Here is an 18,544-nt window from a genome sequence, read left to right as displayed (position 1 = left end):
TCCGTCTCCTCGGTTTGAAGCGGATTCTATCTCAAACCGGAGGAGAATGCGGGGCTCAGGTCAAGAGGCATTCGCCTTCACAAAGGCGGCTCAATCCTCCAGCGGAAGCAAATCAGGGTTCCAAACGATTTCCCACAGATGCCCGTCAGGGTCGCGGAAGTAGCCTGCGTAGCCGCCGTAGAATGTGGCCTATGCGGTTTTGATCACCTTGGCGCCTGCCGGCACGGCAGTCTCCATGCACTGATCGATTTCTTCTGGTCGCACTACATTGTGTCCGATGGTCAGGGTGGTAGAGCAAACCGGCTGGACTGGTAATCCGGTATCATGGGCGATGTCGTCCTGCGCCCAGAGGGCAAGCTTCAGCCCGCCAGCTAGATCAAAGAACGCCACCGCACCATGATCGAACGCCTGCCCGATGATGCCCGTCGTCGGCAGCCCGAGCCCGTCGCAATAGAAAGAAAGTGACCGTTCGAGATTGCTTGCGCCGAGCGTCAGAACGGAAATTCTAGGTTTCATGTTATACCCTTTCTATCCGCGTCTGCACCGCGCAGACGCCTTGATAGTCTTGGGCCGTTGACTTGCAACGGAAGGACTCGCAGGGCGGGGGCCGGGCCAACCTTCCCGAGCCTAACCTATTCTAGACTGGCAGAGGTTAGGCCGGATATCTGGGGCGGTCAACGACAGCAAATTGCGCGTAGCAGAAGCGGCGCAGCGGCATCCGTCGAGCGGCCGCCAAGGGTCGAGCGCGCGCCTCGGAGGCCATCCCGCAGCTGTTACGTTGCTAAGGACAGAAGATAGAGTTGAATTGCCCGAAGTAGCCGTGCGCAGTGCTCGTCTATGATCCCGAACCTGATATATGCTCAGCAACCACTGCCAGTGCTATGGGTGGGCATCGGAGCGAAGTGCTGAGACCCGCCCTCTGACCTTAACAACTCGACCAGAATATGACCGAACTCGAGAAAGCCGCAGCGGGCCTGCTCTACGACGACAACTACGACCCCGACGTGCTTGAGCAGCGCCTTGCCGCCAAGCGCATCCTGCATGAGCTGAACGGGCTGCACCCTGACGAGTCTGATAGGCGGGATGCACTCCTCCGGGGCCTGTTGGGAAAGGCTGGAGAGCGTATGACGTTCGACGGCCATTTTCACTGTGACTACGGGTTCAATATTGAGCTTGGCGAGGACTTCTATGCGAACGTCAATCTGGTGATCCTGGACGGCGCCAAAGTAACCATTGGCAGAAATTGCTTCATCGCTCCCAACGTGGGGATCTACACTGCGGGTCACCCCCTGGACGCCCAACGGCGGAACCAAGGGCTGGAATATGCGCGTCCCGTGATGATCGGGGACGATGTCTGGATCGGAGCCGGGGTCTCGACCCTGCCCGGCGCTGTGATCGAGTCGGGCGCAGTTATCGCGGCGGGCTCGGTTGTCCGCGGCACGATACCAGAGCGCGTGATCTGCGGCGGCAACCCTGCCCGCGTCATCCGCGAGATCGGAAAGCAGGACGCGTTGCAGTATCGCTGATCTGATCGAAGAGCCGTGACTGGCCCCTATCCAACCGACATGCTTTCCATTGGAAACCTTTGGCGCAGCAAGGTCCAAGATGACTGATCTTAAATGGCTGAACCCACCCGAGAACGTAGCGCAGGACGGCGATGTGCTGCGGGTCACAACAGGTGCCCACACCGACTTCTGGCGCGGAACGTTTTACGGCTTTTATCGTGACAACGGCCATTTCCCCCATCAGCGCGTCGATGGGGACTTCACGGCAGAGGTGAGTGTGGGTGGCGACTACAGGGTGCTCTATGATCAGGCAGGGCTCATGATCCGGCTGAGCGAAAGCCACTGGATCAAGGCGGGCATCGAACACACGGACGGAAAGAACTATTTCTCGGTCGTGGTGACCAACAACATGTCGCATTGGTCGCTTGTCGAGGTTCCTGGTGCCACAACCGATATCCGCATTCGTCTGACGCGCCATGCTGAAGCCATCCGGGTTCAGTATTACAACCCGCTGGAAGAGACGTTCGTGCCTGTTCGGCTGTCCATGGATGGCTCCCCCCAGATGGATGCTTCACAGAACCACTTTGGCACAACACGATGCCGCTGCTGGGGCCATCCACAACCATCAAAGGCGAACACTGCCTCGCCCCGCAACGACACCCCAAGGGCGACCCGGCGACTCGGCCGCACGATCTGGAAAAGACAATTCGGCCACCATGTCCGCAGCCAGTCGAGGATCTGATGAGGAACCTGAAACCCTTTAGCGAGCGGATCGCCTCGAGGGACCCCGACCGCCAGGCGGCCGAGATCCACATCCGCGTAGCCTCGATGAACCGCTTCAAGGCCCTCGGTACCGCCGAGATCGAACGCGTGGCCTGACCTCAGCTGGGGAAAGGGCCATCATCTCATAATTCCGACTTCCGCAATAAAGCCGATGGCGACCTTCGACGCTGCGACGCTGATGTTCGGCAACTGGCATGACGGACCGCGCGATCAGCATCGAATGCGAGAGCAACTTCTTTCGCCACAACGCTGCGCCGCGCCGCAACTGGACCAATGCCGACCAGAAGGCCCGCCGGCCCGGCGACCGGGGCTTTGAGCGTCTGGCGCTCTATGCCAACGGCTACGAAACTGGCTAGTAAGTGTCAGGATGACGGTGAGGCTCGCGACGGGCGCCAACATCTTGAACATATTGAAGGTAGTCGACATCGTCGAGCCGCTGCGTACGGCGGCGGACGGGCTGGTGGCCATAGACCGGCCTTGGACAGCGCAGGCAGGCGCCCGGCTGATTGCCAGCCCGGATGCCGGGGTCTGGGTCTCGCGCGCGGATTTCATCGCCGGATCGCTAAGCCGACCGGGATCAGCCCGGCCCCCGTCGCCATAGAGCATGGCTGCTGATCCAGCGGCGGCGGCGGGCTGCGGCTGTTGCGGGCCTTCGAGCCTTCGAGCCTTGCGGCATAGCGCGGTTGCGGTGATGGCGCAACTCTCGACCAGGGTCTGACGGGCCAGAGCTCGTGCGCTTGGATTACCGGCGCGCGGAACGAGCATGGATCAAGTGAATGGCCATCTTCTTCTAGTTGGTCACCACGGATTGCTGGATCAGCTTCAACGCCACAATCGGCACAACGGCAACCGGGCCGTCATCACTGCCCGGCAGCCCGTCACTTGGTCGATCTCCTCGGCACTGCTGGACACGCCTCAGATATAGCGCCGGGAAGTGATAGCGACACTGTCTCACACCGTCCGTCTGGATTTCACCGGAATGCATAGCCAGCTCCCGTTCAGGTTCCCGCCGATCATGGAAACCGTTGGCATCAGCACCATTGCAAGGCAGTACAAATGATCCAAGCAATTCAATTCGACACTCGCAAATCATCACCATGTATAAGACACGGCTTTAGGAAAAGGGCGGAGGCGCACCATTTGCGCCCCCGCCGTATAAGTTAAATTGCTTACAATCAGGTCTTATTGCTGGCACGAACCACAATAGTGGTATGAAACCACAGACAGAAGCGTGCGCTTACAAACGGTTAATTTTTCCTGATCGTCACTTTTTCTCGTCTGCAGATAGGCCATCAATTGGTGCTGTCGCCACCATCCGCACCAGCATCGCCGCCGGTGTCGCCGCCGGCATCGCCATCGCTGCCGGTGTCGCTATCACTTTCGGAGCCCGCATCCGTGCCACCGTCCGTGCCCTCGGTGCTGCCCATATCGGCATCCGCCTCGGTTCCCGAATCGACGGTACCGCCCAAGGTGTCGGTTCCGGACGGATCGGCGGACATTTCCGCGTCTCCGTCGCCATCGGCCACGTTATCCATGGCCCGGTCGGCGATTGAAGGCTCGGCGTCGCCCGAACGATCCTGAGTCTCGATACCGTCCACCGACACCAAACGCCCGTTAGCTGTGCTATAGACCAACTCGGTCGGAACGCCGTCACGCTGGCCGGTCACGGTCAGCATCGGACCCTTGCGGGTGATCTTGAGATCGGTGAAACCTTGGCCGATCATCATTTCGATGATGGCGTCGTTGTTTTCGACTTCTTCAAGCACCGGATAGTCATCGGCCCAGACGATGCCCTTGGAGGCTTCGGCGTCCATCGCGCTCTCGGTGGCCAGCACGTCATTGCCGGTCGGGGTCGAGATGATGGTTGTTTCGGCCATGGCGGTCCCAGCCATCAGCGCAGCAATCGCAGCGGCCTTGCCGCCCAGCATCAGGGTCTTGATCGAGGAATTGAACATGGTCGTTCTCCGTCATGTGATTGCCTTCATAACGCCTCTGCCCCCCGGATTCGTTCCCAAGGATTCTTTGACGCGCCAAGGCCATCTCGCCCGTCATCACGCGCCCATCACCGCAATGTGCCTAAAAAACCGGGGTTTCCTCGGTGCCAGAGCCGGAAAGGCCGGAACCTGCCGATTGTCTCCCGTTAAAATCCTCCCTCGTGGCAGTCTTCCGCCGCAATCTTCCGCCACCGGATTTCGGGCGGGCAATTCCCGCCGATCACCCCTAGCTCTCTCTCAAGCGCCGCGAAGCCGTAAGGCCGGAAGACGCTCACATGACGGAAAAGGAGAAATCGCATGATCCGCCATATCGCACTGGCCGTTGGCCTTGGACTGACCGCCCCTGTCGCCGTGATGGCACAGGATACCGCAGCACCCGCCGAGGCCCCCGCAGCCGAGGCGCCTGCACCGCAGCCCATGGATGCCGCCGCGACCTATGAAGCCGCACGCAACCAGTTGGGCATTTTGAAATACTGCCAGGAACAGGGCTTTTCCGGCCAGGAAGCCGTCGACGCCCAGGCAAACCTGATCGCCATGCTACCCAAAGGTGACGAGGCAACCGGCAAGACCGCCGAGGACAAGGGTGCGGCCGGCACCGTCGCCATCGGTGACGCCGAAATGTCGCTGAGCGATGCGGCCGAAAGCCAGAGCAGCAATGTCGAGGAGACCTGCAAGCAGATCGAGGCCGCCGTCAATCAGGCAGCCCCGGCGACCCCCGCAGGCTGATCCGAAACCCACTGCCGGAAAAAACGAAACGCGGGTCGCTGAAGCGGCCCGCGTTTTACATTCTGTGTGGGGTGATCAGGACTGCGGGACGTCGGGCGCGTCGGGATCGCCATGCGTGCGGGCCACCTCGGCGGTGACGGCGCGGGCGGCGGCCTCGTCCTCGGCCTCGGCACCGGCTTCGACCAGATCTCGGGCGTCTTCCTGATCCTCATCCTCCAGCGCCGGGGGTTCGTCACCCGCCAGGAAGTTGCCGAACTTTTCCCATCCCGGAACGTGATCGGCCAGCACGCGTAGCACGACCAGCACAGGCACGGCGATGACCATCCCCAGAATCGACCACAACCAAGCCCACAGCGCGACGGCCAGAAACACCACCACGGTGTTCATCTGCAGGCGGCGCGAGACGAAGTAGGGCGTGATGATCTGCCCCTCCAGCGAGGTCAGCCCCAGATAGCTGAGCGCGACCATCGCCGGCCAGAACAGGCCCGGCATCACAACCAGCGCCACCAGACCCGATATCGCGACCCCGACAATGGCCCCCAGATAGGGGATGAAGTTCAGAACGAAGGCCCCCACCCCGAACAGCAACGCCCCCGGCATGCCCCATGCCCACATGGTCAGACCGACCGCAAGGCCAAGGCCCGCATTGATGATGGTGATGGCGCCCAGATAGTTGCCAAGCGAATCCTCAATCTCGCGCAGGGCCAGATAGGCGCCGCGCTTGTCGCGCATCCGGTCGAAACTCTGAACGATCTTCAGATACAGCAGATCCCCCGACGCGATCATGAAGAACAGCAGGATCAGCGTGAAGAAGGTCTGACCCAGCAGCAGCGGCGCGGATTTCACGACCGTGCCCAGCGTCGTCGCGCCCTGCTGTTCCACCTTGATCGAGGGGGCACCTTCGTCCTCGGGGGAGACATCCTGTGCCTCGTCGATGCGTTGGGCGGCGTCGCGCAGATCTGACAGCGAATCGCGGACGCTGTCGAATTTGGACTCCAGCTGCTGGCTGATGATCGGCATGTTGGTCATGGCGCGGCTGATCGGACCGCTGGCCGCATAGGCCAGGATCGCCACGGCCAGCATGATCGACACCGTGACGCCCAGCGCCGTGATCCCGTCAGGCACCCCGCGACGACGCGCAAAACGCCGTAGCGGCGTGAAGACGAAGAACAGAAGCAGCGCCATTGTCACGGGCATCAGGAAGTCGCGGCCCGCCGCCAAGGCGGAAAAAGCCAGAATCAGAAAGATCCCGATCACGGCCCAATTGGCCATGCGCGGAACCGAACTGTCTTCCTTTCGCGGTATGCGTGGAAACAGATGTCCTTCAGGACCAGGCATCATAACCCCCGTTCGGCGCCGCGTCCCCCAACGCATCTGGCGCATTTCATTTTCGGTGCGAACGCAAGCGGCGGGCCGGATGTTCCGGCCCGCCGCTTGGCATAACAAAGATCAACTCACGTCGCGCAGAGCGCAAGCAAATCTAGATCGCGTGATCACCGGTGGCGTCGATGACGCGCGTCGGCAGACCCATCTGGCCCAGCAGTTCAAGGAAGGGCCGGGCGGGCAGTTCCTCGACATTGGCCATCTTGCGCACGTCCCACGGACCCCGCGCGATCAGAATCGCTGCGGCGACCGGCGGCACGCCCGCGGTAAAGCTGATCCCCTGGCTGCCCACCTCGGTATAGGCGTCCTTGTGGTCGGCGACGTTGTAGATGAAGACTTCTCCCGGCTTGCCGTCGCGGGTGCCCTTGACCAGATCGCCGATGCAGGTCTTGCCCTCGTAATCGGGGGCCAGGCTGGCAGGATCGGGCAGCACGGCCTTGACGACCTTCAGTGGCACGACCTCGTCGCCATTTGCCAGCTTGACGGGCTGTTCGGACAGCAGGCCAAGGTTCTGCAGCACGGTGAAGACGTTGATGTAATGTTCGCCGAACCCCATCCAGAAGCGGACATCGGCATCCTTGTAGCGCGCCGACAGGCTGTGAACCTCGTCATGGCCCGAGAGATAGGCATTGCGCTTGCCGACGACGGGCAGATCCCATTCGCGCCCAACCTCGAACATCTTGTTCGTCTTCCATTCGCCGCCCTGCCAGGAATAGACCGTGCCGGTAAATTCGCGGAAGTTGATCTCGGGGTCGAAATTGGTGGCGAACCAGCGGCCGTGCGATCCGGCGTTGATGTCAACGATGTCGATGCTGTCGATCTTGTCGAAATATTCATCCTCGGCCAGACGCGCATAGGCATTCACCACGCCCGGATCGAAGCCCGCGCCCAGAACGGCGGTCATGCCGGCCTTGGCCACATCCTCGCGGCGCTTCCATTCGTAATTGCCGTACCAGGGCGGCGTTTCGCAGATCTTGGCCGGATCTTCATGAATGGCCGTGTCGATATAGGCGGCGCCCGTGCGGATGCAGCCCTCCAGCACGGTCATGTTGATGAAGGCCGTGCCCACGTTGATGACGATGCCGGCATCCGTCTTGCGGATCAGCGCCTCGACGGCGTCGCTGTCCATGGCGTCCAGCGCGTGGCTGGTGAAGGGCATGTCATGGCCCTTGTCGCGCAAGGACCCGATGATGTCGTCGGCCTTGGATTGCGTCCGGTTCGCGATGTGCAGATCGCCGAATTCATCCGCCCATTGCGCGACCTTGTGGGCGGTGACCTGCGCCACGCCCCCGGCACCGATGATGAGCACGTTCTTCTTCGCCAATTCTGTCTCCTTTCACAGGGTGGCAGAGTATGGGTGGCCTTTACGACAGGCTGCCTTTGTAATCGTCATAGGAAAAGCTGCGAACGGTGCGGATCGTTCCGTCCTCTTCCTTCAGGGCAATGGCGGGCATGGCCACGCCGTTGAACCAGTTCTTCTTGACCATCGTGTATCCGGCCGCATCCTGGATGCTGATCCGGTCGCCGATCTGCAGGGGCCGATCAAACCGCGCCTCGCCGAAGATGTCGCCGGCCAAGCAGGTCTTGCCCGCGATCTGATAGGCGTGGTCACCCGATTGCGGCAGCTTGGCATCCTCGCGATAGATCAGCAGGTCCAGCATATGCGCCTCGGTGCTGCTGTCGACGATGGCCACGTCCTTGCCGTTGTTGATGATGTCCAGCACGCTGACCTCCAGCGTGGTGGTTTGGGTGATGCTGGCCTCGCCCGGCTCCAGATAGGCCTGGACGCCGAAACGGTCCTGGAACGCCTTCAGCCGGTCGGCCAGACGCTGCAACGGATAGCCTTCGCCGGTGAAATGGATGCCACCCCCCAGCGAGACCCAGTCCAGACGATGCAGCAGCGGCCCGAACTCATCCTCGATCCGGGTCAGCTGGCGGTCGAACAGGTCGAAATCGCCGTTCTCGCAATTATAGTGGATCATCACGCCGCTGATGCGGTCCAGCGCGGTTTCCAGACGCGCCATGTCCCATTCGCCAAGGCGGCTGAAGGGGCGCGCGGGATCGGCCAGGTCGAAGCCGCTGGTCGAAAAGCGCGGGTTCAGCCGCAGGCCGATGGCGATATCCTTGGCCTTGTCGGCATAGCGGTCCAACTGGGACAGGCTGTTGAAGATGATCTTGTCGGCATAGGACACGGCCTCGTCGATCTCGTGATCGGCCCAGGCCACGGAATAGGCGTGGGTTTCCTTGCCGAACTTTTCATGGCCCAGATGCAGCTCATAGAGCGACGAGGACGTGGTGCCGTCCATATAGTCGCGCATCAGATCGAAGGTTGACCAAGTGGCAAAGCATTTCAACGCCAGCAGCGCCTTGGCCCCCGATGCCTCGCGCAGCCATGCGACCTTTTCCATGTTGGCGCGCAGTTTCGCCATGTCGATCAGGTAATGGGGCGTCTGAGGCAAAGTCATGGGCAAACCTTATCATTCAAGCGCAGGGGCTGCGGACACGAAGCACGCGATATAGCCATGCCCCCCGCTTTTCGCAAGGAAGCATGACGCCGCGATGAAGGTCGCGCAGCCGCGTTCAGCCGCCGCGCGAATTGGCCGCGAAACGGCGCAATTCGCGCTTCACCAGCTCCAGCTCGGCGCGCAGCGCGGTGATTTCGGCGGTCAGATCCTCGTCCAGGGGACGGCCCGCCAACAACGGCATGCGGGCCAGCAATGCGGTATCGGGATGGGCCTCGGATCCCGCATCGCCGGCCTCCGCGCGCAACAGCAGCGTCTGCATCCCCTCCGACAGCACCTCGTGGGGCAGGTCGACCTCGACCAGGGACGCATCCTCGCCATCGGCGGTCATGCGACCTTCGGCCATGATCTCGCCGTTCAGGATCAGGGTGATGCGGGCGGGTGCGCCTTGCGGATGGGTCAGGCGGCCCCGCCACAGACCGCCCTTCAGACCGTGGCTGTCGAACTGCATCATGGTCGTCTCCTCAGATCTGGGCGCGGGCGTGGCGGGACAGCACCAAGTCGCGCAGCGCCACGGCATTCATGAAGGGGGATTCGAAGATCACGTCCACCCAGGCCTTTTCGACCGATCGTTGGGACATGTCGGCATAGCCCAGGTCGAATTCGATCAGCCGGCTGCAATTGGCGCCCTCGATCGGGTCGCCCATCTGCCGCAGGATCTTTTCGGTATTGGGACCCTGCTGGATGTTCAGCCGGGCATAGACGGTGATCGCCCGTTCCGATTGCAGCGTCGCCTCCAGCCGCAGGATGTGATGCCCGCCCAGACCTTCCAGCGCCTCTGGCGGCAGCCCCAGCGAGAAGGACAGGAAACTGCCCTCAAACCCCATCACCTCCAGCGCCAGGGCGTAATCCGACAGGTCGGTGGCGCGGCGGTTGCGCATCTGGCGCAGGATGACCGCCCGCTGCGGGCAGTCGTGAAACAGCGCCACCTCGTCGGACAGCCAGCGTCCGCTGACCGGGGCGACCAGCGCAGGCATCGCGTTGCGGGCGCGCAGGATCTCGGGGCGCCAGCGCCAGTCGGTGCCGGCAGGCAATTCCATCCGCGACAGGGAATCGCTGCTTCCTGGCGACCGGGTCCCGGTGATGTGCAGATAGCGGGTCAGAATCTGCTGAAGATCGCGCGCCTCGTCGCGCAATTCGCCGGGGACCCCACTGTTGCGGCGTTGCGCCTTGTCCAGAAGGCGCCGCCATTGCCGGGCGGCACGGGCGCGGATGCGTCGCGAAATCCAGCCAGTATCAAGACGCGCCATGCACGATGCCCCCGTTCGATCGCCAGTCTCGGGGCCGCGCCGCGGGAACCGCGACATCCGCCGATGGCCGCCTTCGCAAGGACAGGCCGAAAGGCTGTCACCGGGCGAACCGTCATCCGTTACAGCCCCTTACACCATCCCCCAAAGGAATAGCGGCAGATGCGGATCGGAACAAGTCTCTCGCGGCCAACGCGCCCGTCAGGCGACCAGCGCGTCCAGACGGGCCGCGCAGATCAGGTCGTTTTCGGTCAGGCCGCCGGCCTCGTGGGTGGTGAAGGTGACGGCGCAATAGCCCCAGCCGAAGGCGATGTCGGGGTGGTGGCCCTGCTTGTTGCCCAACCACGCGGCAAGGTTCGCCATCTCGACCGCCTTGGCGAAACCCTTGAAGGAAAAGCGGCGGGTGATCTGCGTCGCGTCATCGGACAGGGTCCAGTCGGTCAGCCGGGCCACGTGGTCGCGCGCGGTGGCGGCATCGAAGGGGGCGATGCCCCCCGCGCAGGGTTCGCAGGTCTTGTCGGCAAGGTTGCAGGTGGTCATGGCGGCGTCCTTTCAGGCGGCGGTCTTGGGCGGATATTTCGGCGCGTGCAGCCCCAGACGGCGCGCCTGGGCCACATCGGCCAGCAGGTCGCGGCGAGCGGCGGCGAACAGGTCGTCCAGGTCTTCTATCACGAAATAGACCGGCTGGTGGATGTCGATCCGGTAGGGCGTGCGCAGGATGTCGATCACGTCGAAGGGCCGCAGTTCCGGCTGGCCCGACAGCGACCAAGGCAGTTCGGTCACCGAACTGGCAAGCCCGCTGCCCAAGGCCTTCAATTCGCCATCCTGCCGCATCAGCCCGAATTCGATCGAGAACCAGTAAAGGCGGATCAGCCAGGCGTAATCGGCCTTGTCGCAACGCGTGCCCGCCTGTCCGATCGCCTGGCTGAACCCCGCAAAGGCCGGATCGGTCAGCAGCGGCGTGTGGCCAAAGATCTCGTGGAAGATGTCGGGTTCCTCGATATAGTCGAAATGCTTGCGCTTGCGGATGAAGCTGGCGGCGGGAAAGGCTTTGTCGGCCAGCATCCCGAAGAACTTGCCGAACCCGATCAGCGCCGGCACCGGTTCGACCCGCCAGCCTGTCAGCCCCCCCAGCCGGGCCGAGATGTCTGGGCATTGCGGGACCCGGTCGGCGGGCATCTGCAACAGCTCCAGCCCCCGCAGATAGGGGGTGGCCATGTGGCGGCGCACGGCGGGCAGCTGCTGGGCGTAAAGGTCGCGCCAGACGGCATCCTCCTCGGCGTCATAGGCGATGAAGCCATCCGCGTCGGGGTGCTTGGCGTCATATTCGGTCGATTTCGGCATGACATATCCTCCCTTTGGTCCAGATTACCGCAGGGCCGGAAAAAACCTTGCCGGATATGCGCCCGGCGGTGCATATTGGGGCATATCATTCCTGCCTATCGCTCACAGGAGGCACAGCATGCCCCCGCTTGACGATATAGACCGCCGCATCCTGCGCCTGCTGCAGGATGACGCGACCCTTTCGACCCAGGCTCTGGCCGACGCGGCGGGGCTGTCGACCTCGCCCGCATGGCGCAGGCTGCGCCGCCTGACCGAGGAGGGCGTGATCGAACGGCAGGTGGCTATCGTCGCACCCGCCAAGGCGGGGCTGCACGCGATGGCGCATGTGCAGGTCTCGCTGCTGGATCATACCGAGGCGACGCTGGCCCGCTTCGACCGCTTCGTCCAGTCCGAGGACCAGATCATGGAATGCGCCACGATCACCGGCACATCGGATTATCAGCTTAAGATCGTCGCCGCCGATCCCGAAGGGATGGAACATTTCCTGATGCGCCGGATGCTGCCCTTGGGCATCATCCGCAGCACGGTAACGCATTTCGTACTGCGCCAGACGAAATACCGCACCGCCCTGCCCGTCTGACCGGACATATCCGATCGGTCACAGCAGGGGCGCTGCCAGCGCCATCAGGTTGTTGCGCAGGCGGCGCAACAGGCTCCAGCCGCGGACTTGGTCCAGAGTGATGGGATGCGCGCGGGCGACATAGCTGGCTTGGCGGGCATCCAGCTGGCCCACCAGGTCCGGGTCGAAAATGGCCATGTTGACCTCATAGTTCAGCTCGAAGCTGCGCCGGTCCAGATTGGCGCTGCCCAGCATCGCCATGCGCCCGTCCACGGTCATCACTTTGGCATGCAGCAACCCCGGTTCGAACAGCATCAGCCGCACCCCCGCCGCCAGCAGACCGTAATAGAACCCCTGCGCCGTGGCGCCCACGATCAGGCTGTCGTTGCGCGCGGGCAGGATCATCGTCACTTGGACCCCGCGCCGCGCCGCCGCCCGGATCGCCGCATCCAGCGCCGCATCGGGCACGTAATAGGGCGTGGTCACGACCACATGGCGCCGCGCGGCATGCAGCATCCCCGCCATGCAGTCCGAGACGCTGCCCGCGCGCAGATCCGGGCCGGTCGCCACCACCTGGCCCACCGTCTGGCCATCCGGCACGGCCGGAACCAGCTGCAGCATGTGGCCCAGGTCGCGCCCGGTATAGCTCATCCAGTCGCCCAGAAAGACCGATTGCAGCTGACGCACCACCGGTCCTTCGACCTGCACCAGCAGGTCCACCCAGGGGCCAAAGCGCGCCTTGACGGCAAAGGCCGCATCCGCGCAGTTGCGGCTGCCGGTGAAGGCCAGGCGGTTGTCGATCACCACGATCTTGCGGTGGTTGCGCAGGTCCAGCCTCTGGAACAGCACGCTGATGAAGGGCAGCCCCCAGGGAAAGGCCGTCACGCATTCCGCGCCCGCCTGCTCCATCCGGCCCCACAGGGGCGATCGGACCAGGCCGCGCGACCCAAGCGCATCGACGATGATCCGGCATTGCACACCCCGACCCTCGGCACGGATGATCGCCTCGGCCACCTTGGTGCCGCTGATGTCGGGCAGCCAGATGTAAAACAACAGGTGGACGTGATCGGTGGCCCGGTCGATGGCGCTGACGATGCGGTCGATTGCGTCATCCCCCTCCGACATCAATGACATCCGGTTGCCGGTCAGCGCCGCCATCCCGCCCACCGATTCATTGGCCGCGATCACGGGCTGGGCATGGTCGGGCGGATCGCGCAGCTGGGCGGGGCTGTTGGTCCACATGCCGGTCAGCCGGTCGCGCACGTCGGCCATGCGCTGAACCTCGGCATGGTTCATGCGGATCTCGCCGAACAGCAGATAGGCGATGACGCCCACCAGCGGCACGGCCTCGACCACCATGATCCAGACCAGCCGGACCGAAGGCTCCATGCGCGGGCGCAACAGCACCCGCACGATGATCGCCAGCGACAACGCGCTGTGCATCAGAAAGAAGATCGTCGCCCACATGGCGCGCATCATCCTTGCGGCACCGGGTAATTGCAATTCCCCGCGTCGCGGCCTATCTGAAGGGCTGAAACAGCCAAGGCCGTCCGCGATGAACTGGATCACCAACTACGTCCGCCCGCATATCAACTCGCTCTTCTCGCGCCGCGAAGTGCCCGAGAACCTGTGGACGAAATGTCCCGAATGCGGAACGATGCTGTTTCACCGCGAATTGGCGGACAATCTGAACGTCTGCACGAATTGCGACCATCACATGGCGATCACGCCGCGCGAACGCTTCACCGCGATGTTCGACGGCGGCGCCTTCTTGGAAGTGAAGGTCCCCGAGCCCGTCGCCGACCCGCTGCATTTCCGCGACCAGAAGAAATATCCAGACCGCATGAAGGCCGCCCAACGCAAGACCGGCGAAAAAGAGGCAATGCTGGTGGCCGAAGGCGAAATGGGCCGCACCCCCGTCATCGCCGTGGGCCAGGATTTCAGCTTCATGGGCGGGTCGATGGGCATGTATGTCGGCAACGCCATCATCGCCGCCGCCGAACGCGCGGTGGAAACCCGCAAGCCGCTAGTGCTGTTTTCCGCCGCAGGTGGGGCACGCATGCAGGAAGGCATCCTGTCGCTGATGCAGATGCCCCGCACCACCGTCGCGGTCGAGATGCTGAAGGAAGCCGGCATCCCCTATATCGTCGTGCTGACCCACCCGACGACGGGCGGCGTCACCGCCAGCTATGCCATGCTGGGCGACATCCACATTGCCGAACCCAATGCGCTGATCTGCTTCGCAGGCCCCCGCGTCATCGAACAGACCATTCGCGAAAAGCTGCCCGAAGGGTTCCAGCGCGCCGAATACCTGCTGGAACACGGCATGCTGGACCGCGTGACCCATCGCAGCAAGATGCGCGACGAGCTGGTCTCGATCCTGCGGATGCTGGGCGGCATGCCCGCGCCCACGCGCGCCGACCTGCCCCCGCCCACGGTCGAGGCGCCTGCCATTCCGCAGGACCTGATCAAGGCCGACTGATCCGACATTCGTGACAACATATCCCGGGGGCCTGGGGGCTGCCCCCGGCGTTATCAGCCATGAGCCAATCCGACGCCATCCTTGCCCGCCTGATGGCGTTGCACCCCAAGGTCATCGACTTGTCGCTGGACCGCATGCATCGGCTGCTGGCGGCCTTGGGCAATCCCGAACGCCGCATCCCGCCGGTGATTCACATCGCAGGCACCAACGGCAAGGGCAGCACCCAAGCGATGATCCGCGCGGGGCTGCAGGCCGGGGGCAAGCGCGTCCACGCCTATACCTCGCCGCACCTGGCGCATTTCCACGAACGCATCCGACTGGCGGGGGACCTGATCAGCGAAGATGCGCTGGCCGCCACGCTGGAGGAATGCGAGGCCGCCAATGACGGCCAGCCGATCACCTTCTTCGAGATCACGACCGCCGCCGCCTTTCTGGCCTTTTCAAGGACCCCGGCCGATTACACCCTGCTGGAGGTCGGCTTGGGCGGACGGCTGGACGCGACGAATGTGATCGACCATCCGGCCCTGACGGTCATCACGCCGGTCAGCATCGACCACACGCAATATCTGGGCGATACCCTGCCACTGATTGCGGGCGAAAAGGCCGGCATCATCAAGCGTCAGGTCCCCTGCATCGTCGGCCCCCAGCAGGATCAGGCCCTACAGGTGATCGAGGCCAAGGCCCAGGGGCTGACCGCGCCGATCATCGCGCATGGCCAGCACTGGATGATTCAGCGCGACCGCGACGGGATGATCTTTCAGGACGATCACGGGTTGTGGGACCTGCCCCTGCCCAACCTGATCGGCGATCACCAAATGCAGAATGCCGGCACAGCGCTGGCCGCCCTGCGTCAGCTGGGCGCGACCGAGGAGATGGCGCTGGCCGCCGTGACGCAAGCCGAATGGCCTGCCCGGATGCAGCAGCTGCATCGCGGTCCGCTGGTCGATCTGGCCGGTCCCGATGCCCAGCTGTGGCTGGATGGCGGTCACAACCCCGCCGGGGGCGAGGCGGTCGCGGCGACCCTGGCCGCCATGCCGCCCCGCCCGACGCATCTGGTCTGCGGAATGCTGAACACCAAGGACATCACCGGCTATCTGCGTCCGCTGGCGGGTCATGCGGCCAGCCTGACGGCCATCGACATTCCCGGCGAACCGAACACCCTGCCCGCCCGCGACACCGCCGAGGCCGCGCGGCAGGTCGGCATGACCACCCGGACCGCAATGGATGCGGCCGATGCCATCCGCGCGATCGTGGCGGATGCACCTTCGGCGCGCATCCTGATCTGCGGATCGCTGTATCTGGCGGGGCGGGTGCTGCGGGAAAACGGGTAAGGGGCCGCGGCCCCTATGCCCAATCCCATGCGCAGGTGAACTGGCCCAAGGTCTCCTTGACCTTGGCCTCATCGACCTTGCCGTCGCGCGACAGCATGGCCACCAGCCCGCGCTTCTTGTCCTCGCGCACCTCGACGACATGGCTGCCGGTATCCTTCAGGGCGGCGTCATAGACGCGCTTGATGGCAAGGCGACGCAGGTCGGGTTTGAAGATCTTGCCGACGGCAGTCTTGGGCAGTTCGGGCAGGATCTCGATATGCTTGGGGATGGCCGCGCGTTCGTGGATATGGGTCTTGGCATGCTCGTTCAGTTCGTCGATGCCGACCTCGGCCCCCGCGACCAACTCGACATAGGCGCAAGGCAGTTCGCCCGCGAAGCTGTCGGGCTGGCCGATGGCGCCCACGAAGGCCACGGCAGGGTGCGACAGCAGCCCTTCCTCGATCTCGGCGGGGTCGATGTTGTGACCGCCGCGGATGATCAGGTCCTTGGCCCGCCCAGTGATCCACAGATAGCCGTCGGCGTCGATCCGCCCCAGATCACCCGTACGCAGATAGCGGTCGCGCGAAAACAGCTTATGGTTCTTGTCGGCCTCGGTATAGGTCGAACCGGGAAAGACCCCCGGGTTCGACACGCAGATCTCGCCCACCATGTCGATGCCGCAATCGGTGGCGTTGCCCTGTTCGTCGTGATGCAGGATCCTGACATCGGTATAGGGCAAGGGGATCCCGACCGATCCGACCTTTTTCAACCCGTCCACCGGGTTGCAGCTGACAAGGCAGGTGGCCTCGGTCAGGCCGTAACCTTCGGCGATCTCGACCCCCGTGGCGGCCTTGAAACGGTTATAGAGCTCGATCGGCAGCGGCGCCGATCCGGAAATCGCGGTCTTGAGCGAACTGACATCGGCATTGACCGGGCGCTGCATCAGCGCCGCGATGGCCGTCGGCACGGTGATCAGGAAGGTCGCCTGCCAGCGTTCGATCAGCTTCCAGAAATTGTCGAAGACCCCGTCGCCGCGATAACCCGCAGGCGTCGGCATCACCAGATGCGCGCCCGACGCGATGCAGGCCATCAACACCGGATAGGCCGCAAAGACGTGGAACATCGGCAGCGGACACATCAGCACGTCGTTTTCATCGAACAGCAATTTGCCGCCCAGCCAGCCGTTATAGATCATGCCGGAATACTTGTGCTGCGCGACCTTGGGAGTGCCGGTCGTGCCGCCGGTGTGGAAATAGGCGGCGACGCGATCCTGCTGCGGCAGGTCGAAGTCCAGGCGGCGGTGGTTCTGGGCGCTGGCGGCGGCTTCGAAATCCAGAACCTTGGCGTGGTGGCGGGTCTTCACCTTGGGACGGATCAGTGGGACGATGAGCCGCTTCAGCCCGCGCAGGTGCCGGTTCAGGTCGATCTGGACGATATGGGTGACGCCGGGGGCCTGGGCCACCGCTTCGGCGGCCTTCTGGGCGACATCGGTCTTGGGAAAGGGCTTCAGCGTGACCAGCACCTTGGCGCCGGTTTCGCGCAGGATGCCTGCGATCTGGCTGGAATCCAGCAAGGGGTTGATCGGGTTGACGATGCCCGCCGTCGCACCGGCCAGCAGCACCACGGGCGTTTCGATGCTGTTGGGCAGCAGATAGGCGACGGTGTCTGTCGGTCCGACACCCAGGCTGCGGAACAGGTTGGCGGTTTCGGTCACGCGTTCCAGCAGCTTCTGCCAGCTGAGGGTGGTGGACGGATCGCGCGGACCCGACAGCAACTGGAACGAGATCGCGGGACGGTCTGGAAAGCGCGACGCTGTTCTGGCCACGAAATCGTAAAGCGTGACGGGCAGGTCGCGGGACGCGTAATCCCCCTCTGCCTCGACCCGATCGCGATCCGCGTAGTTGCTGAACTTGCCCATCATTTCCTCCTTCGCGGGCCGCATCACACGGCCCCTCCCTTCTGCGCAGGATGGTCCGAATTGACCTCTCCGGGCAAGATCAAGCGGCGCAGGAATGGGTCAAAACGCCGCGTCACCCGATGGGGCGACGCGGCGTTCGCGGGAATGGCGGGCCGACGGGGCGGTCTTCAGTCCTTCGCGGGGATGCGCAGGACCTGACCGGGATAGATCTTGTCGGGGTCGCTCAGCATGGGGCGGTTGGCCTCGAAGATGGCGTTGTACTGGTTGGCGTCACCAAGATGCTGCTTGGCGATGCCCGACAGCGTCTCGCCCTTCTTGACGGTGTGGAAGACGGGCGGGGTCTCGGCCTCGGGCAGGTCGGCCTCGACATTGGCAATGCCTTCGATGTTGCCGACCGCCAGGATCAGCTTTTCCATCTGCTCGCGGCTGGCTTCCTTGGTTTCCAGCACGACCGTGTCGCCGCGCAGGCGCAGATGGACGTCGCTGCCATCCATGCCCAGGGCGCGCAGCTCATCCTTGAGCGCCGCGACCTTGCGGTCAGTCTCCAACGGCGCGGCTGCCTTGGAAGCCGAATCTGCTGGTTTGGCGTCCTTGGGCACGGGGGGCGTCGCGGCCTCGGCCTTGCCGAACACGGATTTCCCGGCATCTTTCACGAATTCCCACAAAGCCATTCTGTCACCTCTTGCATGGTTGATGGGCCTTTCGGCCCAGACACTTAACGCAATTTTCTCGATCCGGATGCAAAACCATCGGAAAAAAGGTTTCGATGCT

18 protein-coding genes and 2 pseudogenes are annotated in these 18,544 nt (G+C 63.5%); 8 read left to right on the top strand and 12 right to left on the bottom strand.

Translation table 11 applies throughout. The annotated features are described in order from the left end of the window. Window positions 1-189: 189 nt before the first annotated feature. The gene (locus tag DKT70_RS05630) at window positions 190-516 is read right to left on the bottom strand and encodes a VOC family protein (RefSeq protein ID WP_199559533.1); all 327 of its coding nucleotides are present in this window, start codon (window positions 514-516) and stop codon (window positions 190-192) included. A 428-nt stretch (window positions 517-944) separates the two neighbouring features. On the opposite strand from DKT70_RS05630, the gene DKT70_RS05625 reads away from it, so the two are divergent. The 4 genes and pseudogenes from DKT70_RS05625 (at window position 945) to DKT70_RS17990 (ending at window position 2,644) form a co-directional block, all read left to right on the top strand. Further along, the gene (locus DKT70_RS05625; protein ID WP_111558203.1) at window positions 945-1,526 is read left to right on the top strand and encodes a sugar O-acetyltransferase; all 582 of its coding nucleotides are present in this window, start codon (window positions 945-947) and stop codon (window positions 1,524-1,526) included. Between the two features lie 79 nt (window positions 1,527-1,605). Then, a pseudogene (locus tag DKT70_RS05620) lies at window positions 1,606-2,034 on the top strand (DUF1349 domain-containing protein); the annotation flags it as partial. Window positions 2,035-2,145: 111 nt separating this feature from the next. Then, a pseudogene (locus DKT70_RS05615) lies at window positions 2,146-2,384 on the top strand (IS5/IS1182 family transposase); the annotation flags it as partial. A gap of 98 nt (window positions 2,385-2,482) precedes the next feature. After that, window positions 2,483-2,644, top strand: coding sequence for a hypothetical protein (locus tag DKT70_RS17990; RefSeq protein ID WP_158529952.1), 162 nt, complete (start codon window positions 2,483-2,485; stop codon window positions 2,642-2,644). A 936-nt stretch (window positions 2,645-3,580) separates the two neighbouring features. Here the strand turns inward: DKT70_RS17990 and DKT70_RS05605 are convergent. After that, window positions 3,581-4,243: a hypothetical protein gene (locus tag DKT70_RS05605; protein WP_111558201.1), complete on the bottom strand. Its 663-nt coding sequence runs from the start codon at window positions 4,241-4,243 to the stop codon at window positions 3,581-3,583. Between the two features lie 336 nt (window positions 4,244-4,579). Between DKT70_RS05605 and DKT70_RS05600 the strand changes: the two genes are divergently transcribed. Continuing rightward, a complete protein-coding gene (locus DKT70_RS05600; RefSeq protein WP_111558200.1) occupies window positions 4,580-5,008 on the top strand; it encodes a pore-forming ESAT-6 family protein in 429 nt (142 codons plus the stop codon). A gap of 75 nt (window positions 5,009-5,083) precedes the next feature. Here the strand turns inward: DKT70_RS05600 and DKT70_RS05595 are convergent, their stop codons facing one another. The 7 genes from DKT70_RS05595 to phhA form a co-directional block, all read right to left on the bottom strand. Then, on the bottom strand, window positions 5,084-6,280 hold the full coding sequence (locus DKT70_RS05595) for an AI-2E family transporter (protein ID WP_233490435.1): 1,197 nt from the start codon (window positions 6,278-6,280) through the stop codon (window positions 5,084-5,086). Window positions 6,281-6,488: 208 nt separating this feature from the next. After that, on the bottom strand, window positions 6,489-7,715 hold the full coding sequence (locus DKT70_RS05590; protein WP_111558199.1) for a saccharopine dehydrogenase family protein: 1,227 nt from the start codon (window positions 7,713-7,715) through the stop codon (window positions 6,489-6,491). Between the two features lie 40 nt (window positions 7,716-7,755). Continuing rightward, window positions 7,756-8,850 carry a carboxynorspermidine decarboxylase gene (gene nspC / locus DKT70_RS05585; protein ID WP_199559539.1) on the bottom strand — a complete coding sequence of 365 codons (1,095 nt, stop codon included), beginning with the start codon at window positions 8,848-8,850 and terminating at the stop codon, window positions 7,756-7,758. Window positions 8,851-8,971: 121 nt separating this feature from the next. Further along, window positions 8,972-9,367: a hypothetical protein gene (locus DKT70_RS05580; RefSeq protein ID WP_111558197.1), complete on the bottom strand. Its 396-nt coding sequence runs from the start codon at window positions 9,365-9,367 to the stop codon at window positions 8,972-8,974. 10 nt (window positions 9,368-9,377) lie between these two features. Continuing rightward, window positions 9,378-10,163 (bottom strand): DUF6478 family protein, encoded by a 786-nt coding sequence (locus DKT70_RS05575; RefSeq protein WP_111558196.1) that lies wholly within the window; start codon window positions 10,161-10,163, stop codon window positions 9,378-9,380. A gap of 198 nt (window positions 10,164-10,361) precedes the next feature. Beyond that, a complete protein-coding gene (locus tag DKT70_RS05570) occupies window positions 10,362-10,700 on the bottom strand; it encodes a 4a-hydroxytetrahydrobiopterin dehydratase (RefSeq protein WP_111558195.1) in 339 nt (112 codons plus the stop codon). Between the two features lie 12 nt (window positions 10,701-10,712). Continuing rightward, a complete protein-coding gene (phhA, locus tag DKT70_RS05565; RefSeq protein WP_111558194.1) occupies window positions 10,713-11,504 on the bottom strand; it encodes a phenylalanine 4-monooxygenase in 792 nt (263 codons plus the stop codon). 118 nt (window positions 11,505-11,622) lie between these two features. On the opposite strand from phhA, the gene DKT70_RS05560 reads away from it, so the two are divergent. Continuing rightward, entirely contained in the window at window positions 11,623-12,084 is a 462-nt protein-coding gene (locus DKT70_RS05560; RefSeq protein ID WP_111558193.1) for an Lrp/AsnC family transcriptional regulator, read from the top strand. Window positions 12,085-12,102: 18 nt separating this feature from the next. Here the strand turns inward: DKT70_RS05560 and cls are convergent, their stop codons facing one another. Further along, window positions 12,103-13,530, bottom strand: a complete 1,428-nt coding sequence (cls, locus tag DKT70_RS05555) for a cardiolipin synthase (RefSeq protein ID WP_111558192.1) — start codon at window positions 13,528-13,530, stop codon at window positions 12,103-12,105. 88 nt (window positions 13,531-13,618) lie between these two features. Here cls and accD point away from each other — a divergent pair, with 88 nt between their 5' ends. Further along, window positions 13,619-14,545: an acetyl-CoA carboxylase, carboxyltransferase subunit beta gene (accD, locus tag DKT70_RS05550; RefSeq protein WP_111558191.1), complete on the top strand. Its 927-nt coding sequence runs from the start codon at window positions 13,619-13,621 to the stop codon at window positions 14,543-14,545. Window positions 14,546-14,604: 59 nt separating this feature from the next. Next, complete coding sequence (locus tag DKT70_RS05545) at window positions 14,605-15,876, top strand: bifunctional folylpolyglutamate synthase/dihydrofolate synthase (RefSeq protein WP_111558190.1); 1,272 nt, start codon at window positions 14,605-14,607, stop codon at window positions 15,874-15,876. 13 nt (window positions 15,877-15,889) lie between these two features. On the opposite strand, the gene DKT70_RS05540 is transcribed toward DKT70_RS05545, so the two are convergent. Together DKT70_RS05540 and lysM are read right to left on the bottom strand one after the other, a co-directional pair. Next, entirely contained in the window at window positions 15,890-17,773 is a 1,884-nt protein-coding gene (locus tag DKT70_RS05540) for an acyl-CoA synthetase (protein ID WP_111558237.1), read from the bottom strand. A gap of 167 nt (window positions 17,774-17,940) precedes the next feature. After that, window positions 17,941-18,444, bottom strand: coding sequence for a peptidoglycan-binding protein LysM (lysM, locus tag DKT70_RS05535; protein WP_111558189.1), 504 nt, complete (start codon window positions 18,442-18,444; stop codon window positions 17,941-17,943). Window positions 18,445-18,544 lie beyond the last annotated feature (100 nt).

This window comes from Paracoccus sediminilitoris (assembly GCF_003259195.1).
Classification (GTDB): domain Bacteria; phylum Pseudomonadota; class Alphaproteobacteria; order Rhodobacterales; family Rhodobacteraceae; genus Paracoccus; species Paracoccus sediminilitoris.
This window is presented reverse-complemented; position numbering and strand designations above follow the sequence as displayed.